General features: G+C 60.0%; 23 protein-coding genes. 11 read left to right on the top strand and 12 right to left on the bottom strand.

Features of this window, described 5'->3' with window-relative positions; translation table 11 throughout:
• Positions 1–5: 5 nt before the first annotated feature.
• From DW189_RS10140 to DW189_RS10115, 6 genes are all read right to left on the bottom strand, one after another.
• Positions 6–2,579 carry a calcium-translocating P-type ATPase, PMCA-type gene (locus DW189_RS10140; RefSeq protein WP_117507973.1) on the bottom strand — a complete coding sequence of 858 codons (2,574 nt, stop codon included), beginning with the start codon at positions 2,577–2,579 and terminating at the stop codon, positions 6–8.
• Between the two features lie 5 nt (positions 2,580–2,584).
• Positions 2,585–4,030, bottom strand: a complete 1,446-nt coding sequence (gene rodA / locus DW189_RS10135; RefSeq protein WP_117507972.1) for a rod shape-determining protein RodA — start codon at positions 4,028–4,030, stop codon at positions 2,585–2,587.
• Entirely contained in the window at positions 4,020–5,846 is a 1,827-nt protein-coding gene (locus DW189_RS10130) for a peptidoglycan D,D-transpeptidase FtsI family protein (protein ID WP_117507970.1), read from the bottom strand. The genes rodA and DW189_RS10130 overlap by 11 nt, the downstream gene beginning before the upstream one ends.
• The gene (locus DW189_RS10125; RefSeq protein WP_022333702.1) at positions 5,843–6,361 is read right to left on the bottom strand and encodes a hypothetical protein; all 519 of its coding nucleotides are present in this window, start codon (positions 6,359–6,361) and stop codon (positions 5,843–5,845) included. Before DW189_RS10125 ends, DW189_RS10130 begins: the two co-directional genes overlap by 4 nt.
• Positions 6,362–7,219, bottom strand: coding sequence for a rod shape-determining protein MreC (mreC, locus tag DW189_RS10120; protein WP_022333701.1), 858 nt, complete (start codon positions 7,217–7,219; stop codon positions 6,362–6,364).
• Positions 7,220–7,313: 94 nt separating this feature from the next.
• Positions 7,314–8,333, bottom strand: coding sequence for a rod shape-determining protein (locus tag DW189_RS10115; RefSeq protein ID WP_018696759.1), 1,020 nt, complete (start codon positions 8,331–8,333; stop codon positions 7,314–7,316).
• A gap of 184 nt (positions 8,334–8,517) precedes the next feature.
• Here DW189_RS10115 and DW189_RS10110 point away from each other — a divergent pair, with 184 nt between their 5' ends.
• The 3 genes from DW189_RS10110 (at position 8,518) to DW189_RS10100 (ending at position 11,674) form a co-directional block, all read left to right on the top strand.
• Positions 8,518–9,525, top strand: coding sequence for an NAD(P)H-dependent glycerol-3-phosphate dehydrogenase (locus DW189_RS10110; protein WP_117507968.1), 1,008 nt, complete (start codon positions 8,518–8,520; stop codon positions 9,523–9,525).
• A gap of 7 nt (positions 9,526–9,532) precedes the next feature.
• Positions 9,533–10,864, top strand: a complete 1,332-nt coding sequence (locus tag DW189_RS10105) for a glucose-6-phosphate isomerase (RefSeq protein WP_117507966.1) — start codon at positions 9,533–9,535, stop codon at positions 10,862–10,864.
• Between the two features lie 156 nt (positions 10,865–11,020).
• Positions 11,021–11,674, top strand: a complete 654-nt coding sequence (locus DW189_RS10100; protein ID WP_162851419.1) for a rubrerythrin family protein — start codon at positions 11,021–11,023, stop codon at positions 11,672–11,674.
• Between the two features lie 210 nt (positions 11,675–11,884).
• Here DW189_RS10100 and DW189_RS10095 read toward each other — a convergent pair whose 3' ends face one another.
• Positions 11,885–12,766: a PHP domain-containing protein gene (locus DW189_RS10095; protein ID WP_117507963.1), complete on the bottom strand. Its 882-nt coding sequence runs from the start codon at positions 12,764–12,766 to the stop codon at positions 11,885–11,887.
• A gap of 144 nt (positions 12,767–12,910) precedes the next feature.
• Positions 12,911–13,636 (bottom strand): YebC/PmpR family DNA-binding transcriptional regulator, encoded by a 726-nt coding sequence (locus DW189_RS10090; RefSeq protein ID WP_117507961.1) that lies wholly within the window; start codon positions 13,634–13,636, stop codon positions 12,911–12,913.
• Positions 13,637–13,787: 151 nt separating this feature from the next.
• On the opposite strand from DW189_RS10090, the gene DW189_RS10085 reads away from it, so the two are divergent.
• Genes DW189_RS10085 through DW189_RS10075 form a run of 3 tightly spaced genes read left to right on the top strand, consistent with a single transcriptional unit; the run spans position 13,788 to position 15,154 of the window.
• The gene (locus tag DW189_RS10085) at positions 13,788–14,165 is read left to right on the top strand and encodes a VOC family protein (RefSeq protein ID WP_022332434.1); all 378 of its coding nucleotides are present in this window, start codon (positions 13,788–13,790) and stop codon (positions 14,163–14,165) included.
• 5 nt (positions 14,166–14,170) lie between these two features.
• Positions 14,171–14,752, top strand: a complete 582-nt coding sequence (locus tag DW189_RS10080) for an L-threonylcarbamoyladenylate synthase (protein ID WP_117507959.1) — start codon at positions 14,171–14,173, stop codon at positions 14,750–14,752.
• Positions 14,753–14,758: 6 nt separating this feature from the next.
• Positions 14,759–15,154, top strand: a complete 396-nt coding sequence (locus DW189_RS10075) for an acyl-CoA thioesterase (protein ID WP_117507957.1) — start codon at positions 14,759–14,761, stop codon at positions 15,152–15,154.
• Here the strand turns inward: DW189_RS10075 and DW189_RS10070 are convergent.
• A complete protein-coding gene (locus tag DW189_RS10070; RefSeq protein WP_022332431.1) occupies positions 15,151–16,104 on the bottom strand; it encodes a DMT family transporter in 954 nt (317 codons plus the stop codon). The genes DW189_RS10075 and DW189_RS10070 overlap by 4 nt on opposite strands.
• Before the next feature lie 49 nt (positions 16,105–16,153).
• Here DW189_RS10070 and DW189_RS10065 point away from each other — a divergent pair, with 49 nt between their 5' ends.
• Entirely contained in the window at positions 16,154–17,113 is a 960-nt protein-coding gene (locus DW189_RS10065) for a DMT family transporter (RefSeq protein ID WP_117507955.1), read from the top strand.
• Positions 17,114–17,182: 69 nt separating this feature from the next.
• Entirely contained in the window at positions 17,183–18,904 is a 1,722-nt protein-coding gene (locus tag DW189_RS10060; RefSeq protein WP_117507953.1) for a S41 family peptidase, read from the top strand.
• Between the two features lie 74 nt (positions 18,905–18,978).
• Here the strand turns inward: DW189_RS10060 and DW189_RS10055 are convergent, their stop codons facing one another.
• From DW189_RS10055 to DW189_RS10045, 3 genes are read right to left on the bottom strand one after another with little or no spacing between them, the layout of a single operon-like run.
• Positions 18,979–20,388, bottom strand: coding sequence for a CCA tRNA nucleotidyltransferase (locus DW189_RS10055; RefSeq protein WP_117507951.1), 1,410 nt, complete (start codon positions 20,386–20,388; stop codon positions 18,979–18,981).
• Positions 20,389–20,392: 4 nt separating this feature from the next.
• Positions 20,393–21,046, bottom strand: coding sequence for a GDSL-type esterase/lipase family protein (locus DW189_RS10050; protein ID WP_117507949.1), 654 nt, complete (start codon positions 21,044–21,046; stop codon positions 20,393–20,395).
• A gap of 18 nt (positions 21,047–21,064) precedes the next feature.
• Positions 21,065–21,781: a pyridoxine 5'-phosphate synthase gene (locus DW189_RS10045; RefSeq protein WP_117507947.1), complete on the bottom strand. Its 717-nt coding sequence runs from the start codon at positions 21,779–21,781 to the stop codon at positions 21,065–21,067.
• A gap of 183 nt (positions 21,782–21,964) precedes the next feature.
• Here DW189_RS10045 and DW189_RS10040 point away from each other — a divergent pair, with 183 nt between their 5' ends.
• The 3 genes from DW189_RS10040 to DW189_RS10030 all read left to right on the top strand — a co-directional run bounded on the left by DW189_RS10040 (position 21,965) and on the right by DW189_RS10030 (position 26,238).
• Positions 21,965–22,843: an NAD(+)/NADH kinase gene (locus DW189_RS10040; protein WP_117507946.1), complete on the top strand. Its 879-nt coding sequence runs from the start codon at positions 21,965–21,967 to the stop codon at positions 22,841–22,843.
• An 81-nt stretch (positions 22,844–22,924) separates the two neighbouring features.
• A complete protein-coding gene (gene uppS / locus DW189_RS10035; protein WP_117507944.1) occupies positions 22,925–23,638 on the top strand; it encodes a polyprenyl diphosphate synthase in 714 nt (237 codons plus the stop codon).
• Positions 23,639–23,664: 26 nt separating this feature from the next.
• On the top strand, positions 23,665–26,238 hold the full coding sequence (locus tag DW189_RS10030) for an outer membrane protein assembly factor (RefSeq protein WP_117507942.1): 2,574 nt from the start codon (positions 23,665–23,667) through the stop codon (positions 26,236–26,238).
• Positions 26,239–26,250 lie beyond the last annotated feature (12 nt).

Raw genomic sequence — 26,250 nt, 5'->3', positions numbered from 1 at the left:
GTGGGTCAACGCTTGCGGCCTATGGCCCGGACGATCTCGCCGCCGACAGCGATCAGCGACGTACTGCCGATGATAACAGCCCACTCCCGCCATGCCAGCGGTTCGGTTCGGAAAACCTCGCCGCCGAATTCGACGATGAGCACCTGCCCCACGGCGATGGCCAACAGGATCAGGAAGAATTCACGGCACCCGCGCAGGCAGAAAAAGACCGAATGGCGTGTTTCGAAACCCTTGGCGTTGAACATATTCCAGAATTGCAGGAATACGAACGTCGAGAAGAAGACCGTCAGCTGGCGCACGGTCAGCCCGCCGGTCGTGATCGTCCACCAGAACAGCATGCCCAGCAATATCGCGACCATGACAATGCCGCACGTGAAAAGCGTGCGTGCCATGGCCCGCGTAATGATGAATTCATTGCGCGGACGGGGTTTTTCGAGCATCACCTCGGGGTTCGGCGGCAGCGAGGCCATGGCCATCGCGGCGAAAGTATCCATGATGATGTTCACCCACAGGATCTGCACCACTGTTAGCGGCATGTCCGTACCGAACACGGCGCCGACGAAGCAGATCAGGATCGCCGCGAAGTTGATCGTGAGCTGAAACAGTACGAAACGCTGGATATTGCGGTATAGCGAGCGTCCCCACATCACGGCCGTGGCGATCGAAGCGAACGAGTCGTCGAGCAGCGTGATGTCGCTGGCATCCTTGGCCACCGACGTCCCGGAACCCATCGAAAGCCCGACGTTGGCGAAATTCAGCGCCGGAGCGTCGTTCGTACCGTCGCCCGTGACGGCCACCACCTCGCCGCACTGTTGCAACAGGCGCACGAGCCGCTGTTTGTCGAGCGGCCGGGCACGCGACATGATCTTCAGTTCCTGTACGCGGCCGAGCAGCTCCTCGTCGCTCATCGCGGCGAATTCCGTACCGGTCATGTGGTTGCGGTCGGTATTCCGGGCGTCGTTCCACAGGCCGATCTGGCGGGCGATCTCACGCGCCGTAGCCGGGGTGTCGCCCGTGACGATCTTGACGTCGATCCCCGCCTTCAGGCAACGCCCGACGGCTTCGGGGACATCCTCGCGCACGGGGTCGGAAATCGCTGCGACGCCCGCAAAATGAAGCTGCGCCGCGGCGACAGCCCGCTGACAATCGTCCTCGGCCGTCTCGGCCCATGCCACGGCCAGCGTACGCATCGCCCGCCCCTGGAACCCGAGCAGCTGTTCCGCCACCTGCTCGTCTTTCCCGTCCGGCGCACACATCGCACGCACGATTTCGGGCGCACCCTTCACGCAAACGATCCGGCGGCCCGAAATACCGCTCTGGATAATCGTCGCCATATACTTGCGCTCGGTGGAGAAGGTCAGCCGGTCGACGATCTTCGCGCCGGCACGCAGGGGTTCGTAGTCCTCGCCCTGCGCGTGCAGCCATTCGAGCAGCGCCCCTTCGGTCGGATTGCCGATCACGGCACCCGAAACATCGAGGAAGGCCGTCGAATTGGCGGCTACGATCTCGGCGAAATCGTGCATCGGCAGCGCATCGTAGCGCACCAACTCCTGCACGTGCATCCGGTTCTGGGTCAGCGTTCCGGTCTTGTCGGTACAAATCACCGTCACCGCCCCCATCGTTTCGCAGGCATGCATGCGCCGCACGAGGTTATTGGTCTTGAGCATCCGCCGCATGGACATGGCCAGCGACAGCGTAATGCTCATGGGCAACCCTTCGGGAACGGCCATCACGATGATCGCCACCGAAACCATGAAGATGTGCAGCACGTGCTGCGAGATGGCGAGCCAGTCGCCTTCGAGCAACCCGTTGATGAAGATCGCCTTGCCGAGCATGACGCAGAAAATAGCGATGGAAAGCACGATGCCTGCACGGCCGATCAGTTTCGAAAGGCGTGTCAGCTGGCGGTTGAGCGGCGTCTGCTCTTCGCTCTGGACGGTCGCCTGTTCGGTAACGCGCCCGGCTTCGGTCGCATCGCCCACGGCCGTCGAAACCATCACGCCGTAACCGTCGGCGACCGTAGTGCCGCGCAGCACGACGTTCGACGGATAGGTGGCATCGGGGTCGAAATGCGCCTCGTCCACCGTTTTGTCAACTTCCAGTTCGCCCGTGAGCGTGGATTCGTTGATCCTCAGCGACACGGCCTCGACCAACTCGCCGTCGACAGGCACCGTCTCGCCGCTCTCGATGTAGACCACGTCCCCGACCACGACGTCGCGGCGCGGGACTTCGTGCATCGCACCGTCGCGCATCACCTTGACCGGAATATCGTCGTTGACCTGGTTCAGCCGCCGGAAACGCCGCATGGCATCCCACTCGAACCAGAAACCGACGCAAGTGGCTAAAATAATCGCACAGATAATACCGATGGACTCGGTGAAATCCTTATGCACGAAACCGATGGCGAGCGAGAGCACCGCAGCCAGCAGAAGGATGCGGATGATCGGGTCGCGGAACTTATCGGCCAACAGTTTCCATACCGAATCGTCCTTCGGCGGCGTAATGACATTGTCGCCGTGCTGCCGTCTGCTCTCGGCGACCTCGTTCGGAGACAAACCCCGGGGATTGTAACGGATCATGTGTGTCAGAATTTATTATTCAGGGAGAATTGCCGCGTCGACGCATCGAGCCGTACGGCAATGAACAACAGTATTGTAAAGGCAATGAGCGACGAGCCGCCATAGCTCATGAACGGCAGCGGGATCCCCATGACGGGCATCAGCCCGATGGTCATCCCCACGTTCACCAGCACATGGAACAGCAGGATGGCCGCCACGCAATAGCAGTAAATGCGGCCGAAAGGTTCCTGCTGCCGCTCGCCCATGCGCATCAGGCGCAGGATCAGCAGGCACAGCAGCGCCAGCACGACCATCGTCCCCACAAAGCCCCACTCTTCGCCCACGGTACAGAAGATGAAGTCGGTATGCCGCTCGGGCACGAACCCGTACTTGATCTGCGTACCCTGCAGAAAGCCCTTTCCCAGAAAGCCGCCGGAGCCGATGGCGATCTTCGACTGGTTGACGTTGTAGTCCGTCCCCAGCGGGTCGCTGATGATGCCCAGGAAGCTCAGGATACGGTCTTGCTGGTGGGGTTTGAGGATCGAATTGAAAATATAGTTGGTCGTAGGCAGGAAAACCACCGTGCAAAGGAACAGCCCGACCGTAATGAAGATATTGTTCAGGTTGGTGCGGTAGGCATAAACCACCACCCAGACCAGCGACAGCAGCGTCACGGTCAAGAGGCAGGCATGCAGATCCATGAAGCCCGGCGCGACAAGCCCCATCGCCATGCAGAGCAGGATGCTCCCCAGGGCCAGTGCGGCAAGGTAAACGAGGCATTGGCGCCAGTGGCCGTTCATCATCGCCTGCGAAAGGGTGCAGACCAGAATGATCGACACGAGCATCGTCATGGGCGAAAGCAGGAACGAGAAGATGAACAGCGCGGCGATCAGCAGCGCCGGGATGCAGAGCCACTTGTTGAGCCCTTCGCGGTAGAGCACGAAGAGGAACGACCCGAGCACGATGCCCGAACCGGTATCGTTCTGCAGGATGATGATAAACAGCGGGACGCAGATCACCATCCCGACCTTGAACAGGTCGCCCGGCCGGTTGATCGAGAACGAATAGGCGCTCATCACGCGGGCGAGCGCCAATGCCGTAGCGATCTTCACGAACTCGACCGGCTGCATGCGGAACGACCCGAACTCGAACCACGCCTTGGCTCCGTTGACCTCCCGGCCGAACAGCAACGCACCGACCAACAGCGCAAGGCCCGCGAAATAGGCCGGGTAAGCGAACATATGGTAAAACCGGTCGTCGAGCAACAGCACGACGACCGCCGTAGTCCATGCCACGCCGATCCACATCAGCTGTTTCATGTAGAAGTGCGAAAAGGAGAAGACATCGGCCGTACCCTCGTCGTACGAGGCCGAAGTGATCGACACCCACCCCGCCATCACGATCAGGACATAGAGCAGGACTGTCCAGAGGTCGACACCGTAGAAGATACTGTTATGGCAGTTAGCGGTCATACGCGGGGTAATTTATGGTCATGTTCCTGACATAATCCAGCAATGCCGGGCGGCGGATCGTATCCGTCAGGTAATACTCTTCCAGCAGGCTGGCGATGGGCAGCGCCGCCGAGGCGCCGAACCCGCCGTTCTCGACATAGACCGAAATGGCGATCTTCGGGTTGTCCTTCGGTGCGAACGACAGGAAGGTCGAGTGGTCGCGCCCGCGGGGGTTCTCGGCCGTACCGGTCTTACCGCAGACATCGAGCCCTTCGAGCCGGGCCAGCATCGACGTGCCGCCGACGTTGACGCCCCGCCACATGCCCTCGACGATCGGCTCGAAATGCCTGGGGTCGACTTTCGTATAATGGCGCTCGTAGAAACGGCGGTCGAGCGAATCCCGCCCCTCGACCTTCTTGACGATATGCGGGATGTAGTAATAACCGCGGTTGGCGACGATGGCCGCGAGGTTGGCCAGCTGCAACGGCGTGCAGCCCAGCGCATCCTGCCCGATGGCGAGCGAAATGACCGTCAGCGAATTCCACGACCCGCGGTACTGGCGGTCGTACCAGCCCCGGTCGGGGACATACCCGTCGCGCTCGTCGAGGAAGTCGGAACCCAGCTTGCGGCCGAAACCGAAGCTCTCGACATACTCTTTCCAGGCATCGTACCCCTCCTTGACGTTCCCGTATTTGGGATTGTCCAGGATATCGCGGAATACATAGCAAAAATAGGCATTGCAAGAAGTCGCCACGGCAAAACGCAGGTCGAGCGGCGAAGCGTGCGAATGGCACTTCATACGCCGTCGCCCCGCCTGGTAGCCCTCGTGGCAGACATGCAGATCCGTAGGCCGGAGCACCCCTTCCTGCAAACCGATCAGGCCCTGCACCAGCTTGAAGGTCGAACCCGGCGGGTATTTGGCCCTCACGGCACGGTTATACAAGGGCTGGCGTTTGTTGCCCAGCATCTTCATGTAGTTGTTGCCGCGCTCGCGCCCCACCAGTTCGTCGGGATCGTACGTCGGCGAGGAAACCATCATCAGGATCTCCCCCGTCGAAGGTTCGATCGCCACGGCCGCCCCGACCTTGCCGCGCATGAGTTCTTCGCCCAGCAGTTGCAGGCGGGCGTCGATGGTGCTGACGATATATTTGCCGGGCTCGGGCAGCGAATCGTAAACGCCGTTCATGTAGGAGCCCTTGATGGCCCCGTGGGTGTCGATCTCCTGGATCTTCACCCCCTTCGTTCCCCTCAGCAACGGTTCGTAGGCCGACTCCACGCCGCCCATGCCCACGTAATCTCCGATCTTATATTCGGGATTCCGCTTGAGGTAATCGGCATTCACCTCGCTCACATACCCCAGCAGGTTACCGCCGATTTTACGCGGATAACGGCGGACGGTGCGGTAAACCGTATAGAAACCGCGGAAATTGCACTCATCGAAACGGAGTTTGTCCTCTTTCGAAATATAGTTGGTCACGACGCGGGGCGCACGGGGGCGCATCCGGGCATTGGCCAGCTCTTTTTCGAGTTTCCCGCGCGAAAGTCCCAGCACGTCGCACATGCGCACGGTATCGAACCCATGCTTGTCGATCTCGCTGTAAATCACCATCAGGTCGTAGCACTCGCGGCTCTGAACCAGGTATTCGCCGTTGCGGTCGAACACCTCGCCGCGCGGCGGGTACTGCACCACATGGCGCAGCACATTGGCCTTGGCCAGTTCGTTGTATTTCGAATCGACAAGCTGGATATAGGCCAGGCGGCCGGCGATCAGCAGGAAGATGAAAAGCACCACACCCTGCAAGGTACGCATCCGCACGAAACCCTCGGAACTTTTCATATGCGGACGGGGAGTTTGGCGGTGAAGATGCGGGCGATGACCCAGATGAAGGCCACCGACACGGCACCGCTCGCCACGGTACGCACGATCGTGCGCACGATATGCGCCCACGAAAGTGCTTCCAGCGAGAAAAATACGGCATGGTGCACCAGCACCAGCACGATCAGGTAATTCAGGAAGACCCGGTTCCCGAGCCGTCCGGTACTGGGGATGCCTCCCTCCCGAATATCGTCACGGGAGTACAGCAGCCCGAGCAGCGTCGGGCGGGCAAAGGCGATGAGCAGCGTGGCGATGGTGTTCACACCGGCAGCCCCCATGGCCAAGTCCATCGTAACACCCGTGGCCAGCCCCGACAACAGCAGCACGACAGGCGGCGTGTCGAGCGGCAGCAGGGCGATGAAAGCCACGTAGACAAGCGGATTGAGGTAAATGCTGATGGACAGGTTGTCGAAAAGGAAAACCTGCAAGAGCACCACAACGGCAAAGAGTGCGAGATATGGGAGCGTCTTGTGCATCTATCTGTTCTGTCGGGTATGTTGTTCTACTTTCTCACTGTTTTGCAATTCGCGCACCTCCGTGAGGTCGCGGTTCTCGACGAGGATCACGTCCGTCAGGCGCGTCATCTCGGCCGCCAGCCGCACGTGCACCCGGTATGCCGTACGGGTCTCGTTCAGATGGGCGCTCTCGACCCAGCCGATCAGCACGTCGGCCGGGAAATACTGCGAAAACCCGGTCGTCACGACCTCCTGCCCGGGTTGCGGGTCGGCATACTTGGACAACTCGTCCAGCACCACCGTATGCTGGTCGCCCCCGTCCCAGTAGATCGAGCCGAAATAATCGGAGCCGGCGAGCTTGCCGCTGGCCCGGAACGAGGTGTTGAGCACCGACATCGCCACGGCATAGCGCTCCGTGCAGTCGACGACATACCCCGCCATGGCCCCGTCGGACGACAGCACGGCCATCTCTTCGGCGACCCCGTCGCGGCGGCCGCGGTTGAGCACGATCAGGTTCTGTGCCCGGTTGACCGTATTGGACGTTACCGAAGCGGTCATGATGCGGTATTTCGAAACCCCGATATCCTGCATGTAACCGTCGAGCCGGGCTGCGGTCTCGGCCTCTTCGTACATTGCCAGTTGTTCCTTCATCCGGGCGACATGCGCCAACAGCTCACGGTTCTCGCGCCCGAGCGAAAAATAGTGCCGGACACCCGCGAACAGCCCGTGGACGCCCCCGACCAGTTGGTTGGAACGTGCCAGCAACCGTGCCTGGGTGTAGTAGGTCGAGTGGGCGTAATAGCTGATGGCTATTGCCTCGAGCACCACGAACAGCACCACGACATAGACGCTTCGGATAAACTCTAAGAGCTTGCGCAAGGTTTCTCGTTAATTTGAGATTGCGGACACTGGGCCCGCAATCCGTTTATGTGACTACACACTCCCGTCCCGGCAAAGCGGGGACAGGCCGCAACTATTTCATCAAGAATGAGAAGCGGTTGATATTCTTCAGTGCGATGCCCGTACCGCGCGCAATGGCGCGCAGCGGGTCTTCCGCGACGTGGAACGGAATGCCCGTCTTTTCGCCCAGGCGCCGGTCGAGCCCCTTGATCAGGGCGCCGCCGCCGGCCAGGTAGATACCGTTCTTCACAATGTCGGCATACAGCTCGGGGGGCATCGATTCGAGCACCTTCATCAGCGCCGCGTCGATCTTGGTGAGCGACTTCTCGAGCGCATAGGCGATCTCGCTGTAACTGAGCGAAACAGTCTGCGGCAAGGCCGTCAGCATGTTGGGCCCCGTAACCACGAAATCCTCGGGTTCCTCCTCCAGGTCGGAGACAGCGGCACCGATCGAACACTTGATGGCTTCGGCCGTGCGTTCGCCGATACGGATATTATGCTGCTGGCGGACATAGCTCTGGATGTCGTTGGTAAAGACGTCGCCGGCCGTATTGATCGACTCGGAGCAGACGATGCCGCCCAGCGAGATGCAGGCGATCTCCGACGTACCGCCGCCGATGTCGATGACCATGTTGCCTTCGGGGGCCTCGACGTCGAGGCCCGCACCCAGCGCCGCGGCCATCGGTTCGTAGATCATGTAGACTTCGCGGCCTCCGGCGTGCTCGGCCGAATCGCGCACGGCACGTATCTCGACGTTGGTCGATCCCGACGGGATGCAGATCACCATCCGCAGCGAGGGGGCGAAAAGGCTGCCCGAGGTCTTGACTTTCTTGATCATGCCGCGCAGCATCAGCTCCGTGGCATTGAAATCGGCGATCACGCCGTCCTTCAGCGGCCGGATCGTCTTGATGTTCGGGTTGGTCTTTTCGTGCATCTGGCGCGCCTGGTGGCCGATGGCGACCACCTTGCCCGTATGCACGTCGAGGGCCACGATCGACGGTTCGTCGACAACGACCTTGCCGTTATAGATTATCAGCGTGTTGGCCGTTCCGAGGTCGATGGCCAGCTCCTGTGTCAGTGAAAAAAGTCCCATAATGTCACACCCAACTATTATTTTTCCTAATCATTTTATAATCAACTCCATAAACCCCTCCCCGCCCGAACCGGCGCGAAAAGGTTACATATCCGGACAAAGGTAGCAAAAAGCGAGGGATATTTTTACATTTTTTTATTATTTTTTTTGATTACATTTGTCCTGCGAAACAATCGATCCGCACATGGAATATAAAATCGGAAAAGAGGCCCGCTGCGCCGTAATAGGCTACGGCAGCTGGGCAACGGCCATCGTGGGACTGCTCACGGCCAACGAAACCCGCGTAGGCTGGTATGTCCGCAATCCCGAAGTGCTCGAAGGGCTGCTCACCGAAGGCCGCAACCCCCGGTACCTGAGCGACATGGAGTTCGACCGCGACCGCATCGCCCCCTCCGACGACCTGGACGGGATCGTCCGCGAAGCCGACATCCTCATCCTGGCCACCCCCTCGGCCTACCTCAAGACCTTCCTCGAACCGCTGACCGTTTCGCTCAAGGACAAGTTTGTCGTTTCGGCCATCAAGGGCATCGTCCCGGGCGACTACAAGACCATCGTCGAGTATATCCACGACCATTACCGGCTGTCCTACAAACAGATAGGCATATTCACGGGCCCGTCGCACGCCGAGGAGGTTTCGCGCGGAAAGCTCTCCTACCTGACGGTCGTCTGCACCGATCCCGGAAACGCACGGTCGTTAGGCGCAAAATTCGCCACGGACTACATACACCTGAGCTACTCCACCGACCTTTACGGCATCGAATATGCCGCCATCCTGAAGAACATCTACGCCCTGTCGGTCGGCATCGCCGTGGGACTGGGCTACGGAGACAACTTCCTGGCGGTGCTGATCGCCAACAGCGCGGGCGAGATGCGCCGTTTCCTGGAGGAGAGTTACCCCGCGGAACGCGACACGCTCGTATCGGGCTACCTGGGCGACCTGCTGGTGACCTGCTACTCGGTATACAGCCGCAACCGGCGGCTGGGACTTCTGATCGGCCACGGATGCACGGTCAAAAGCGCCCTCAACGAAATGACGATGGTGGCGGAAGGCTACTTCGCGGCCGACTGCATCCGCTACATCAACGCCCGCCACAAGGTCGACATGCCGATCGCCGACATGGTCTACAAAGTCCTTTACGAAGGCGCATCGGCCCGCAAGTGCATGAAAGAACTGACAACCAAATTAATCTGACGATAACATGGAAACGATTAAATTAGACATCTCCAAAACCGGCATTGCGGTCTCGGCCGAAATGCAGGCCAAAGCACAGGCCGCCAACGCCCTGCTCGAATCGGGCAAAGGCGCGGGCAAAGACTTCCTGGGCTGGGTACACCTCCCGTCGTCGATCTCGGCGGCAGAAATCGAAGCCATCGAAAAACAAGCCGCGAAACTCCGCGAAAAGGCCGAGGTTATCATCTGCATCGGCATCGGGGGTTCGTACCTGGGCGCCAAGGCCGTGCTCGAAGCCATGAGCGACCCGTTCAGATTCCTGCACAAGGAGCAGACGGCTCCCGTGGTGCTATTCGCTGGCCAGAATATTTCGGAAGACTACACCTACGAACTGCTCGAAGCCGTAAAGGAGCACTCGATCGCCACCATCGTGATTTCGAAATCGGGCACGACGACCGAACCGGCCATCGCCTTCCGCCTGATAAAGGCCGAGATCGAAAAGCGCTACGGCAAAAAGGAGGCTGCGGAACGGATCGTGGCGATCACCGACAAGGCGCGCGGCGCTCTGAAAACGCTCGCCACCAACGAGGGGTATCCGACGTTCGTCATCCCGGACGACGTGGGCGGCCGCTTCTCGGTGCTCACGCCCGTAGGCCTGCTGCCCCTGGCCGCCGCCGGCGTCGACATCGCGGCACTGGTGCGCGGTGCGCAGGAGATGGAGCGTGCGACGGCCGACGGCACGCCTTTCGAACAGAACCCGGCGGCGGTCTATGCAGCCGTGCGCAACGAACTTTACAACGGCGGCAAGAAGGTCGAAATCCTCGGCTCCTATGAGCCCAAGCTGCAATACATCAATGAGTGGTGGAAACAGCTCTACGGCGAGAGCGAAGGCAAGCAGGGCAAGGGTATCTTCCCGGCCAGCGTCACGCTGACGGCCGACCTGCACTCGATGGGACAGTACATTCAGGACGGCGAACGCACGCTGTTCGAAACGATCATTTCTGTTGCCAAACCCGCCCACGAGGTGGTTATCGAGGCCGAGGCCGAAAACCTCGACGGCCTCAACTTCCTCGCAGGGAAACGCATTTCGGAGGTCAACCGCATGGCCGAGCTGGGCGTGCAGCTGGCACACGTCGACGGCGGGGTGCCCAACATCCGCGTCGAAATCCCCGCAATCGACGCACACGCCATCGGTTCGCTGCTCTACTTCTTCGAGAAGGCCTGCGGCATCAGCGGTTACATCCTCGGCGTAAACCCGTTCGACCAGCCCGGCGTGGAGGCGTACAAGAAAAATATGTTCGCCCTGCTGGACAAGCCGGGCTACGAGGAGGCATCGAAAGCCATCAAAGCACGGCTGTAAACAGCCCCGGATTATGGAAATGCGGAACCTCGCACGGGGTTCCGCATTTTATTTTGCCCTCCGGAAACCGGACGGGAGGGCACGCAGGAACGGTATGGCATAAAAAATGCACCCGGGCAATCAGCCCGGTACGGGTATCACCCCCACCGTAAAATTATGAAAGTACGTCCGTTATTGATTCTGCTGCTGTTCGTGGTATCGACAGGCATCCTCGTCTGGATATACTTCGCGGCACTGCGCGGGCAGCGGGCACCGCATCGCCGGCAATGGACGGAGACGCTGGCCGACCTGGACGCCTGCTGTCGCCAAAAACACATCAAATCGAAGCAGTACGACCATTTCGCAGAGACCGCCCGGGCGGAACAGCGGCCCGGCGCGGAACACCTGTTCCGGGCGATGGCCTTCTCGGCTCGCCTCCATGAATACAACTGCGCCAACGCGATCGTGCGGCTCGGCGGCCGCTACACCCCGCCGGAGAAGGTCACGGTTTTCCGCGGCACGACCGACCAGAACCTGCAACGGAGCATCGACTACGAACGCCGCACGCCCGACGCACTGCACGCCGGGGAGATCGACCGGGCACTCGCCGCAGGCAACCGCTATGCGGCCCGGGTGCTGATCTGGTCAAAGGCGGGGGATGTCCGCCATAGGGCATTGATGGCGAGGTATATTGCCACAGGCGATACCGGGCATGAAGCCGGCTACCGGATATGCCCCGTCTGCGGCAATATCTATGCAGCGGAATATTGCGACCCGTTCTGTCCGCAATGCCTGACCGACGGCCGGGAATTCGTCCGCATCGGGGAGTGATACAGGCACTAATACGGCCGGTAGCAAGTTGCATATGGGGGGGGGCAGACATGCCGCGCCGACCGACCGCAGCCGACGGAACCGGGGATGGAATCGGGGGATGAATCGGGGAGTGGAGCCGGGGGAATGGCACCGGAGGCCGGAACCGCAAATGACACCGGGGCGTGGCGGAACCGCAGCACAGCCACGAAAGGAGGGGCTGCCGCCACTTTACGGAAGCACCGGAAGCCGGGCGGCGGATGCCCGGAGGTAAGATTCGAACCGGTCGTCGAACCTGAACTGCCCGATGCCAATCAACGGCTTGGTCTTGCCGTGGAAATCGCTTCCGCACGTCATAAGCGCACCGCGCCGCTGAACCAGCGGGGCGAAATAGCCGATCTGCGTTGTATCGTGGTAGTTGTTGAAGACCTCCAGCCCCTCGGCCCCGAAGTCGAGCAATCTCTCGGCCACACGTTCCCTGCCCCGGAAATTGAGCCCGGGATGTGCCACCACAGGCACGCCGCCGTTGTCCCGGATCAGGGCGACGGCATTCCGGTAATCCATGAAATCGACGGGCACGAACGCAGGCCGCCCCTGCGCCCCGTAATCCAGGTAAAAGTTGATGTAGGGCATATCGCCCCGCGCTCCGCCCTCGCGGTAGGGAGCCAGCAACGGCGTGTCGTACGCCGCATCCGACAGCATCACTTCGGCGACCAGTTCCAGAGTGGGCAGCTTCCCGCCCGCAGCCGCAAGCACCGCCGCCCCGTCGACCGCAAACCCCAGCTTGCGGAGCCGGCGGATCGTCTCCCCGAATGCCTCCGTGACCTTCGCCGCAACGTCCTCCTCCAACGACGCGAAATCCCGGGAACGCCAGTCGATGCCGTATCCCAGCAGGTGCAGATCGGTGCCTTCGAAATTGCAATCGACCTCGATGCCGGGCACAAATCCCAGCCCAGCCTTCGACGCGCACCCGGCGGCTTCGTCCAGCCCCCGCACGCAATTGTGATCCGTCAGCGAGAATATCGCCGTCCCCGAAGCCGCACACCGCTCCGCAATACCCGCGACAGGGATTTCGCCGTCGCTGCTGTAAGCGGAGTGGATGTGCAAATCCATACCGATCCTGTGTTCCATCTCATTCCGGGAGCCCGTTTATGGCCTCCCCGTGCGTAAAGGTAGGAAATAAAGCGGCGGCGAAAAAAAATCCGCCCCGGAAAAACAGGCTTCCGGGGCGAAAAGATATCGGGCATGAAACGGCGGCTACTCCTCGTCCACCTCTTTCATATTATGGTATACGTTGGTCACGTCGTCGTCCTCTTCGAGCTTCTCGACGAGTTTCTCGATCGACTCGCGCCCTTCGGCATCGAGCTCCTTGGTGTCGGTCGGCAGGTAGACCGACTCGCCCGACACGATTTCGTAGCACTTGTCGTCGAGCCATTTCTGGATCGCCCCGAAGGATTCGTAGGGAGCGTATACCGTCACACCGTCCTCCTCGGGATAGAACTCGTCGACACCCAGGTCGATCATTTCGAGCTCCAGCTCCTCCATGTCGGCACCTTCGGCCGCATGGAACTTGAAGACGCATTTATGGTCGAACATGAAAGCCACGCTGCCGCTGTTGCCCAGCGTACCGCCGCACTTGTTGAAATACATGCGGACGTTGGCCACCGTGCGGTTGGTATTGTCGGTCGCAGTCTCCACGAGGAAGGCGATGCCGTGCGAGCCGTAGCCTTCGTAGATCACCTCCTTGTAATCGGCGGCGTCCTTCTCGGTGGCACGCTTGATGGCACGCTCGACGTTCTCCTTGGGCATGTTCTCGGCCTTGGCGTTCTGCATCAGGATACGCAGGCGGGTATTGCCCGAAGGATCGGGGCCCCCGGCCTTGACGGCGATCTCGATTTCCTTACCGATCTTGGTAAACACGCGGGCCATGTGTCCCCAGCGCTTCAGTTTACGCGCCTTGCGATACTCAAATGCTCTTCCCATATGAATTTTTCGTTATTATTTTATTCGTGGTGCAAAGGTATAAAATTAAGCATTAAAAAATAAGAATTATAGATAAAATTTATATATACGCGGGGCGTATGCGGATTTCACGATAATTGTGTAATTTTGCAGCGTACAAAATTTGGGAACCATGGAAATCAAGAGCCGATTCGACCATTTCAACATCAACGTCACCGACCTCGCGAAGAGCCTGGAGTTTTACGGCAAGGCACTGGGGCTGAAAGAGACCGGCCGCAAGGAGGCTGCCGACGGGAGTTTCGTACTGGCCTATCTGGGCGACGGGCAGACGGGATTCCGACTCGAACTGACCTGGCTGCGCGACCACACCGGGGCCTACGAACTGGGTGAGAACGAGAGCCACCTGTGCATGCGCGTGGCGGGCGACTACGACGCCGTGCGCGAATACCACCGTGCGCTGGGCTGCATCTGCTACGAAAACCACGAGATGGGGCTCTACTTCATCAACGACCCCGACGACTACTGGATCGAAATACTGCCCGCAAAATAACCGACATGCAGAACAACAACGAATTGCAGCGCGAGGCCGACGAGGCTGTCCGCGTGCTGAAAGAGGGCGGCATCATCCTCTACCCGACCGATACGGTCTGGGGACTGGGCTGCGACGCGACCAACGCCGAGGCCGTGGAACGCATCTACAAACTCAAGCGGAGCGAAAACAAGAAGTCGATGCTCGTGCTGTGCGCCTCGGCCGACATGGTCGTGCGCTACGTCAACCGGGCACCGGGCATCGCCTTCGAGGTAATGGAACTGGCGACCAGCCCCCTGACGGCGATCCTCCCGGGTGCCGTGGGCGTTGCCGGGAACCTGATCCCCGAGGAAGGGACGCTGGGCGTGCGCATCCCCGACCACGCCTTCTGCCAGCGGATGCTCCGCGGGCTGGGCAGGCCGATCGTTTCGACCTCGGCCAACATTTCGGGCGAAGCGACGCCCGCGGGGCTCGCCGAGGTGTCGCGCGAGGTGGTCGACGGTGTCGATTTCGTCGTTAACCCCCGTTTCGAAGGCAAGCCCACGAAAAAGGCTTCGGCGATCATCGCCTTCGGCGAGGGCGGCGAAGTGAAAATCATCCGCGAATAACGACAAATGGCAAAGGTACTCGAAACAGATATTCAGAAACGGTTTTCGGACGTAGACCCGTTCCAGCACGTCAACAACGTCTCGCAGCAGATGTATTTCGACGTGGGGAAGATGGAATACTACGAGCGGGTGCTCGGCGACGAAGTGTTGCTGGGCGACCTGCGCATCATCACCGTTTCGACTTCGACCTCCTACATGGGGCAGATCCGCCTCCACGACCGGGTGCGCGTCACCACGACCTGCGAGAAGATCGGCAACAAAAGCCTCACGCTGTTCCAGCAGCTCGTCGTCGACGGCCGGGTGCGCAGCGAGAGCCGCTCGGTGATGGTCGCCTTCGACTTCGCCAGGCAGCTGAGCATGCCCGTGCCCGAGGCGTGGCGCACGAGGCTGCTCGCGGACTAAGCGCGCAGCCGCCCGTCGTGCCCCACGGGCGGGAGCCCGTGGCGGACATAGTATTTATACCCGATCACCACCAGGACGACCCCCGCGAAGATGAAGGCCAGCGCCACGATATTGGCGGCATCGAACACCGCCTGCCCGCGAACGATGGCCAGGATGCCGGCGATGACGGGCTGGATATAGCGGTACAGGGCCGTATGCACCGAAGTCAGTTTCTCGGTGCCCCGGTAGAGCAGGTACATCGGCAACACCGTCCCCAGGATCAGGATGTAGGCCAGTTCGGCCTGTGCCTGCAACGGCAGGCGCAGGAATTGCGTATGGTCGACGTATTTCCAGAAGAACGGCGCTGTCACGGCCAGTCCGACGATGTAATACCACCCCATCACGACCAGCGTTCCCAGCCGTTCGAGCTGGGGCTTGATAATGACCGTATTGATGGCGATCGCCACCACCGCGACGAGCACCAGCGCATTGCCGTAGGCGCGGCTGCCGTGCGTGAGCACGAAGCCGTGGTCGAAGAGCAGCACCGCAGCCCCCGCCAACGCACAGACGACACCCACGACCCGCGCCTTGATATATTTGTGCGGGTGCATGATGTGATCCATGATCAGCGTCACGGCCGGGCCAAGCGTCGAAATGATCGAGGCGTCGATGGGCGAGGTGTAGGAGGATCCCCAGAGCAGCATGTACATCCAACCGTAGACAATCAGCATGGTGACGACCAGTATGTTGCCCGCGTCGCGCCACCGGATGCGGAAAGACTGCTTCGAAAAAAGGGCGAACGGGATGAAGAAAATCGCGCCCGAAAGCACCTGCAACATGAATATCTGCTGGAAATCGAGGTAATTGCGCGTGAGCGAGACATAGAATGAAAAGTTCGCCCCGAAAAAGATGTTGGCAAATACCAGGTCGAGATTATAGCGCGTTTTACTCACAAAGATCCATCCGGGCAATTATTACACCAAATTTTACCTATATTTGCCGCGTCAATCCCGCAAGCGTATGGACGGAAAACTGAAAGGGCATGCGGCCCTTTGGGTCGCGAATATCATCTGGGGCCTCAACGCACCGATCGGCAAAAGCGTACTCTGGTCGGAAACGCACCCGCAGGGAGTCAATCCGTTCGCACTGAGCGTATACCGTATGCTGGGCGCCTGCCTGTTGTTCTGGACGGTATCGCTCTTCCTGCCCAGGGAGAAAGTTGCCCCGCGCGACATCGTGCTGCTGCTGTTCGCCTCGGTGTTCGGCATCCAGCTCAACCAGATGCTTTTCCTCTGGGGCCTTTCGCTCACCTCGCCCATCGACACCTCGATCATCGCCACCATCGTCCCCGTACTCACCATGGTGCTGGCGACGCTGTTCCTGCGCGAGCCGATCACCTGGCTCAAGGCGGGCGGCGTACTGCTCGGCTGCGGCGGGGCGCTGCTGCTGATCCTCGTCAGCCGGCACGGCACGGGCGGCACGTCGAGTGTGGCGGGCGACGTACTGTGCGTCGTCAGCGCTGTCAGCTACGCCACCTACCTCACGGCATTCCGCAACGTGATCGTCAAGTATTCCCCCGTGACGACGATGAAATGGATGTTCCTCTTCGCCGCCGTCGCCGCCGTGGCGATCTACTACCGGCCGCTCGCAGAGGTGGACTACGCCGCACTCGCACCCCGCACCTGGGCCGGCATCGGCTATGTGGTGGTCTGCTCGACCTTTCTCTCCTATTTCATGGTGCCGGTCGGACAGCGTTACCTGCGCCCGACCGTCGTGTCGATGTACAACTACGTGCAGCCCCTGGTGGCGGTGCTGTTCACCGTCGCCGTCGGGCTCGACACCTTCGGCTTTACGAAAGGCGTCGCAGCCCTGTGCGTTTTCGCCGGGGTATGGCTGGTCACCAAGTCGAAATCGCGGGCACAACTGGATGCGGAGAAGGCCGCGGCGGGACAGGCACCGGAGAATCGGCCCCGGGCATAAAAAACCGGCTGCCGGAAATACTAAATTACTGATTGTTCCCGTTTTGCAGGAAACCGACCTCTTACTGACATGAAATCCCTCCTGCTCCTCGCCGCAACGATCTGTTGTGCATGCTGCTCTTGCGTGCAGCCCAAACACTACCCCGACTATTCCGTCTCTTCGGGCTTCGCACTGGACTCCCTCGACGCCCGGGATCCGCAGGTCATCGAAAACCTCGGTGTCACCTGCCGTGTATGGGGTTACGTCAAGTACCACCATCCTGTTTTCGCCGATTCGACCCTCAATGTCGATTACGAGCTTTTCGGACTCTTGCCGCAAGTCGCCAAAGCCACACCGGAGGAACGAAACAGGGTACTTTACGAATGGGTAAAGGGGCTCGGACGGTTCAATACCGACAAGGCGGAATACGACGAAGCCCTGAAAACGGTGAAATGCACCCGGACAGCCGACCTGCTCTGGATGGACGACACGGCACGGTTAGGCAACGCCCTCCCGCGCCTCCTGCGGGAATTGCGCTACGCCAAACGCGAAGCAAACCGCTACACGGATTTTACAGCAAACGCAGGAAATTTCGTGATGCGAAACGAAAGCACTGCCGGTTCGTCCGACGACTGCGGTTACCGGATGCTGTTCCTGTTCCGCTTCTGGAACGTCATCGAATATTTCTCCCCCAACCGTAACCTTACCGATACCCCGTGGGGCGAAATCCCGGAAAAATACATTCCGCTTTTCATACCCGGGCAAACACCCGGCAACCCCAACCAGGCCATGCTCCTGCGGGAGCTGTGCGATTCGCATTCAGCCTCGGTCAGATACAATATGTTCGGTTACAACACCGTTCCGGCGGAGGTGCGCAACGCCGATGACCGGGTCTTCGTAATCGCCGACGGCCCGCTGCGCAAAGGCGACGAAATCCTCTCGATCGACGGCCGCGGATGGAAAAGCACGCACGACGGGCTTGCCCGTTTCGAAGCCGCATCCAACGCCGAGAACCGCAACTACATGGCGGCCATGTGTATGGTCTGTTCCCACCGGGATACGGCCGCCGTGGAGCTGGTGCGCGACGGCCGGCGTATGACGGAACGGATTGCGACGCGCAGTGTCATGAATTGGAGCCCCTACATCACGGAGCGCATGCTCGACACCGCCAACATACGCCTGCTCGCCGACGGCATAGGTTACATGACGGGGGTTAACTACACCAAAGCGGACGGCGCCCGGATTATGGAAAAATTCCGGGATACGAAGGCCCTGATCGTCGATCTGCGCTGCTATCCCCGCGAGTTCATGATCTTCGACTTCATCGGCCGCTACTTCATGCCCCGTACGTCGCCGCACGTCATCTGGCTTGCGCCGACCGGCGCACTGCCCGGAGTATTCCATGAGTTGCAGGACTCCCTCTTCGTAAACCCGGACAATCCCGCCGTCGCGGAGAATCCCGCTTACTACAAGGGGCGCGTCATTGTGCTGGTAGACTCATCGACCCAAAGCCAGGCGGAATATACTGCCATGGCATTCCAGGCCACACCGCGCTGCACGGTCGTCGGCACGCAAACGGCAGGCGCCGACGGCAACATTTCGGCACTCGTAATGCCCGGGGGCGATTTCGGATATTTCTCCGGGCTGGGCGTCCTCTATCCCGACGGCACGAACACCCAGCGCGCAGGCATTCGGATCGACGTCCCGGTTCATGCCACGGTTCCGGGCTTACAGGCCGGACGCGACGAAATCCTGGAAAAAGCCCTCGAAATAATCGCCACCGGGGCTTACGACCCGGCAGCCAAAATATAATCCGGCGAATAAAAAAGGCCGAGCGGAAAACTCGACCTTTTTTATTTAATACAACGACGGGGCGGCAGGCGTTCCTACGGGTTTCGGGCCGCGGCTTTGGTCAATCCCTTTTCCGCGGCCAGCCGCTCCATCAGAGCATAGGCCGCGTCGTAGTCGTTGGGAATCTCCCCGTCGAGGATCGCGTTCTTGATGACCTCCTTGATGTCGCCGATCGCACGGCACGGCCCGATGCCGTAGGTCTGCATGATGACCTCGCCCGTGATCGGAGGCTGGAAGTTGCGGATACGGTCACGCTCCTCGAGGTCTTTCATCTTGCGGCGTACCAGGCCGAAATTGGCCAGGTAGCGCTTCACCTTGGCGTCGATGCCCGACGTGATGTCGGCCTCGCACAGGGTCATCAGCTTTTCCACATCGTCCCCGGCTTCGAACAGCAGTCTGCGCACGGCCGAGTCGGTGACCATATCCTCCGAAAGGATGATCGGCCGCAAGTGCAGGAAAACCATCTTCTGCACGAATTTCATATGCTCGTTCAGGGGCAGTTTCAACTGCCGAAAAATCCCGGGCACCATCTTCGATCCCACGACCTCGTGCCCGTGGAACGTCCAGCCGGCCTTCGGGTCGTAGGCCTTGGTCAGCGGCTTGGCGATGTCGTGCAGCACGGCGGCCCAGCGCAGCCACAGGTCGTCGCTGTGCCGGGCGACGTTGTCCAGCACCTTGAGCGTATGGACGAAGTTGTCCTTATGCGCATGGGCGCCGCGTTTCTCGACCCCTTTGAGGTTATGCAGCTCGGGGAATATCCGCTCCAGCAACCCGGTCGCCTCCAGCAGTTCGAAGCCGATCGACGGGACGGGCGACAGGACGATCTTGTTGAGTTCGGCGGCAATGCGCTCCCGGGATACGATCCCGATCCGCGGCGCATTGCGGCGGATGGCATCGAAGGTCTCCTCCTCGATCGTGAAGCCCAGCTGCGAGGCGAAACGCACGGCACGCATCATGCGCAGGGGGTCGTCCGAGAAGGTGATGTCGGGGTCGCACGGCGTACGGATGATGCACTCCTCCAGGTCGTACATCCCGTCGAACGGGTCTACCAACTCGCCGAACGAATCGGCATCGAGCGACCACGCCATCGCATTGATCGTAAAGTCACGGCGGCGCTGGTCGTCTTCCAGCGTCCCGGCCTCGACCTGCGGCTTGCGCGAATCGTGCGTGTAAGACTCCTTGCGGGCGCCCACGAATTCGACCTCGATTCCCCCGGCACGGAGCATCGCCGTGCCGAAAGTCTTGAAAACGGACACTTTGGCGTGCAATTCGCGCCCCAGAGCTTCGGCCAGGGCAATCCCGCTCCCCACGACGACCACGTCGATGTCGGTCGAAGGGCGGCGAAGGTAGTGGTCGCGCACGTAACCGCCGACGACAAAGGCCCGCACACCCTGCTCGCCGGCGATACGCGAAATTTTCCGGAATATGGGGTTCGACAGCGGCACGCGGCTATTTCACGTATTTCTCGATGACCTCTTTCCAGGCGAGATACCCCTCGCCCATCAGGTGCAGCCCGTCGTTCGTATAGCGCTGGTCGAGCATTCCTTTCTGATCGACCAGTGCCGAATAGACGTCGATGTAGAGCACATTCTTGCGGCCTTCGCAGAGCGCTTCGATCAGTTTGTTGGCCTCGATGATCTCGGCGCCCTTTTTCCAGTGGTTCTTGACCTTAGCCTTGGTATCCACGCCGTTCACAGGGAGGATGCTCTGTACGTAGATCTTCGTCCAGGGCGACTCCTCGGCGAAGCGGTCGAGCAGTTTCCCGATGTTGGCGGCCACCTCCTCGGGCGACACGCCGGCCGCCAGGTCGTTGGTGCCGATCATCAGGAACAGTTTCTTGGGATGGCCGTTGACGATCGGATCGAGACGGTCGAGCAGCCATCCCGAACGGTCGGCGCTGATGCCGCGGTTCTTGATATGGCGGTTGTTGAACAACTCGGCCCACTCGCAGCCGTCGGTGATGCTGTTCCCGAGAAAAACGATGTCGTTACCCCGGATCGGCAACTGTTCGAAAAGGCTGCGTTTTTGATAGTTGTATTCGTTTTGGGCGAACGATGCGACCGCGACGAACAGAGCCGCGGCAAAGAGAATGGCTTTTTTCATATCCGGCTTCTATTTTTTTTAATATTTAAGTTCACGTTTATAAAGCTGCACGGTGTTTTCCAGCCCGTAGTAGAGCGCATCGCAGATCAGCGCATGGCCGATCGACACCTCGTCCGTCCACGGGATGCGCCCGACGAAGAAGCGCAGGTTTTCCAGGCTGAGGTCATGCCCGGCGTTCAGCCCCAGCCCCTGGCGACGCGCCTCTTCGGCAGCAGCCAGGTAGGGTGCCAGCGCAGCATCGGCACCCGCAGGGTACTCGCGGGCATAGGCTTCGGTATAGAGCTCCACGCGGTCGGCGCCGCAAGCCTTCGCACCGGCGACCATCGCAGGGTCGGGATCGACGAAGACCGAAACCCGGATACCCTTTTCGTGGAACCGCGCCGCGACCCCGGTCAGGAAATCCCGGTTGGCGAGCGTATCCCACCCGGCATTCGACGTAATGGCGTCATGCGCGTCGGGCACCAGGGTCACCTGGGCCGGGACGGCCTCCAGCACGAGGTCGACGAAACTCGGGATGGGGTTGCCCTCGACGTTGAGTTCGGTGGTTAGCACACGCTTCAGGTCGCGCACGTCGTCGTAACGGATATGCCGGGCGTCGGGGCGCGGATGCACCGTGATGCCGTCGGCGCCGAAACGCTCGATATCAAGGGCTGCGCGAACCACATCGGGCATGTTGCCGCCCCGCGAATTGCGCACCACGGCAATCTTATTGATGTTTACACTTAACTTTGTCATAAAATTCGCTATATTTGCACGTAATGACGGCACAAGCCGCTTGTATAAAGCCCCAGGCGGAGCACGAACCATGCCGTCCCGATGTTGAACCCGACCGCGCCGGCCGATCCGCACGGGGGCACGAACGGCTCCCGGATGTCGTCTTGACGTGGTAAAGTTACTTATTTTTTCGAAACTCCGCCGATGAAAATCATACTTTTTTCCCGCAGGCAGCTCTCCCACACCGCAGCCGAGATATGCCAATTGTTCAATGCACTCCGTCTTTTCGGGTTCGACTACGCCGTCAACGAGGAGTTCGCCCCCCTCGTCACCGAACTCACGGGCATGCAGATCCCGCCCGAAAAAGTCTACGGGCAATGCATCGGGCAGCAGCCCGCCGACAGCCTGATGGTCTGTTACGGCGGCGACGGCACGCTGCTTGAAGGCGTACACCGCCTCTGCGGCGCCCCGATCCCCGTCATGGGCATCAATGCCGGGCACCTCGGGTTCCTGACCAGCGCCCCGAGCGCCGGGCTGAACCTGATCTTCGAAGAGGTCGCGGCAGGACGCCTCACCACCGAGCCCCGCTCGATGATCGAAGCCACGGGCGACTATGCCGAGCAGCCCGACACGGAGCTGGGGCTCAACGAATTCACCGTACAGCGTCACGGTGCCGGCATGATCTCGGTCGAAACCTACGTCGACGAGCAGATGGTGGCCACCTACCACGGCGACGGCGTGATCGTCTCGACCCCCACGGGGTCGACGGCCTACTCGCTCAGCGCCGGAGGCCCCGTCGTAGCCCCGACATGCGCCTGCCTGGTGATTTCCCCCCTGGCTCCGCACAACCTCACGATGCGCCCTGTGGTCATCCCCGACTCGGCCACGATCACGCTCCGTGTCGACGCGCGGCGCTCCGACGCATTCGTCACCCTCGACAGCCGTGTGTACGCCATCGGGCAGGAAGCGGCCTTCACGATAAAACGCGCCGATCAGAAGATTTTTCTGGCCGTACCGCACAATATATCATTTTATGACACGTTACGGAATAAAATGATGTGGGGCATCGACATCCGCAGTTGAAGCCCTTGTCTTAAATCGGTGTAAAGTTGTTCAGTAAAGTAGGTAGATTTTCATTTTAATTCCCTATATTTGTGCCCTAATATGAGCGAGCAGAATCGCATACCCCAACACGTCGCCATCATCATGGACGGCAACGGCCGCTGGGCCGAGCTGCGCGGCAAGGAGCGTTACGAAGGCCATGTTGCAGGTGTGGAGCCTGTCCGGGCATCGTTGCGCGCAGCGGCACGCTGGGGCGTCAGGTACCTGACGCTCTATGCGTTCTCGACCGAAAACTGGGGGCGTCCCGCACAGGAAGTCGACGCGCTGATGGAGCTTTTCTGCAAGAGCGTGGTCAACGAGACCCCGGAACTGATCCGCCAGGGGGTGGAGATCCGGATGATCGGTGACCGCACACGATTTTCGGAGAAGGTACAGCGCTACCTCTGCGAGGCCGAGCAACGGACGGCCGGGGGCAAGACGCTGACGCTGATCCTTGCGCTCAACTATTCGTCGCGCAGCGAGATCACGCGCGCCGTGCAGCGCATCGCCGCAAGGGTCGCAGCCGGAGAGCTCGCCCCGGGGGAGATCTCCGAGGGAACGGTCAGCGCTTCGCTCGACACGGCGCCCTACCCGAACCCCGACCTGGTCGTCCGCACGAGCGGCGAATGCAGGTTGAGCAATTTCCTGCTCTGGCAGGCATCCTATGCCGAACTTTATTTTCCGGAGGTGCTGTGGCCCGATTTCACCGAAGAGGAGTTCGACCGGGCAATCGAGGAATACGCCCGCCGCGACCGACGTTTCGGGCTGGTTAAATAGATGAAGTAAAGATTAGATTAAAATAGATGAATTATTTCGGTAAGATATTCACGGCAGCCGTGACCTTCGTGTTATGCTGCACGAATATATTCGCCCAGGAACAGAATCCTGCAGACACCGCGGCCTCGTCGAAGCCCGCATTCCCGGAAAACGCCCCCATGATGCGGCAGGATGGCGCCCAGAAGCTCTACTACATCCGCGACATCAATATCCACGGTGTGCAGTACCTCAATTCCGACATCCTCAAATCCTCGGCGGGACTGATCGCGGGCGACTCGATCTACCTGCCCAGCAACTTCATCGCCAATGCCATTTCGCGCCTGTGGAGCCAGCGGTTTTTCTCCGACGTGAAGATCGGAGCCGAGATCGAGGGCGACAGCCTCGACCTTGAGGTCTTTCTTAAGGAGCGTCCCCGTGTCAACAACTGGGATTTCGAAGGCATCTCGAAGGGCAAGAAGAAAGACCTGCTGGAGAAGCTCAAACTCAAGCGGGGCAGCGAATTATCGGATTATATCATCGACAAGAACAAAAAGCTCATCAAGGCCTACTGGTCGGAAAAAGCCTTCCGCAATACGGAGGTGGACGTGCGCATCACCAACGACACGCTGCGCCCGCAGATGGTGAACGTCACGTTCCTCATCGACCGCAAGAACAAGGTCAAGATCGGCAAGATCAATTTCACGGGCAACGAACAGTTCAAGGACAAGCGCCTGCGCCGTACCTTCAAGAAGACCCACCAGAAGAGCATCAACATTTTCCGCGGGGCGAAGCTCAACGAAAATGATTACGAAGAGGACAAAGACCTCCTGATCGACTTCTACAACTCGCGCGGTTACCGTAACGCTACGATCGTGCGCGATTCGATCTACCCGATCAACGACAAGCGGCTGGGCATCGACCTCGAAGTCTCGGAAGGCAACAAATATTACATCCGCAACGTATCGTGGGTGGGCAACTCGGTCTACGAAACCAACGACCTGCAGCAGATGTTCGGCGTGAGCAAGGGCGACACCTACGACAAAAAGTCGATGCACAAACGACTGGGCATCGGCAAGGAAACCGACCCCGAGGCGATGTCCGTCTCGTCGCTCTACCAGAACAACGGTTACCTGATGTCGCAGATCGAACCCGCCGAGACGATCATCGGCCCGGACTCGATCGACATCGAGGTCAAGGTATTCGAGGGCAAGCAGTTCCAGATCAACGAGGTGGGCATCACGGGCAACCAGCGCGTCGACGACGAAGTCATCCGCCGCGAGCTGCGCACCTTCCCGGGCGAACTCTACGACCGCTCGCTGCTGATGCAGACCATCCGCACGCTCGGTTCGATGGGGCATTTCAACCCCGAGACGATCATGCCCGACATCAAACCGGTATCCGACCGGCTTGTCAACGTCAACTGGCCGCTCGAGGAGCAGGCTTCCGACCAGTTCAACATCGCGGGCGGCTGGGGCTCCGGCACGTTCGTAGGTTCGGTCGGCATCACGCTCAACAACCTTTCGGTCAAAAACTTCTTCAAAAAGGGTGCATGGCGCCCCTATCCGATGGGGCAGAACCAGCGCCTGTCGATATCGGCCCAGACCAACGGCACCTATTACAAAGCTTTCGCCCTGAGTTTCACCGACCCGTGGCTCGGCGGCAAGAAACCCAACTCGTTCACGATCTCGGCGCATTTCTCCGAACAGAACAACGCCTACTACGTATGGCAAAAGAGTACGCAGTATTTCCGTACGTACGGCGTGGCAGCCGGACTGGGTAAGCGTCTGAACTGGCCCGATCCCTACTTCACGCTCTACGGAGAGGCCAGCTACGAACGTTTCTCGCTCAAGAACTGGAACACGTTCGGCATGACCAACGGTGCAGCCAACCTGCTTTCGCTCAAACTCGTATTCGCCCGCAACTCGGTCGACCAGCCGATCTATCCGCGCCGCGGTTCGGAATTCAGTGCTTCGGTGCAGTTCACGCCTCCCTATTCGCTCTGGGACGGCAAGGATTATAAGAAACTCGAGCAACTGGCCAACAGTACGAACAGCACGACCGCCGACAAGGCCAACCAGGAGCGTTACCGCTGGGTAGAATTCCACAAATGGCAATTCAAGGCACAGTGGTTCCAGGCGCTGACGAAAAACTCGAACCTGGTGCTGATGCTCAAGGCCGAGATGGGTTACCTGGGCAACTACAATAAACACAAGGTTTCGCCATTCGAGCGTTTCGAGGTCGGCGGCGACGGTATGTCGGGGTATAACATATACGGTATCGACATCATCTCGATGCGCGGTTACGAAGACGGCGCACTCGACCCCACGAGCGACTATTCGGTCGGCTACAACAAATACACGGCCGAGTTGCGCTACCCGGTCATCCTGAAACCCTCGTCGCAGATCTATGTACTGGGCTTCCTCGAAGGCGGTAATGCGTTCGAATCGTGGAAGAAGTTCTCGCCCTTCAAGATCAAGCGTTCGGCCGGTTTCGGCGTCCGCCTCTACCTGCCGGTGGTAGGTATGCTGGGCATCGACTGGGGTTACGGTTTCGACGCCCCGGCAGGTTCGACCAAGAAGAGCGGCAGCCAGTTCCACTTCGTACTGGGGCAGCAGTTCTAACCCGCGGCACGG

This window comes from Alistipes sp. AM16-43, assembly GCF_003435745.1.
Classification (GTDB): domain Bacteria; phylum Bacteroidota; class Bacteroidia; order Bacteroidales; family Rikenellaceae; genus Alistipes; species Alistipes onderdonkii.
Note: the sequence above shows the minus strand (reverse complement) of the source record. Positions and strands in the feature narration are given on the sequence as shown.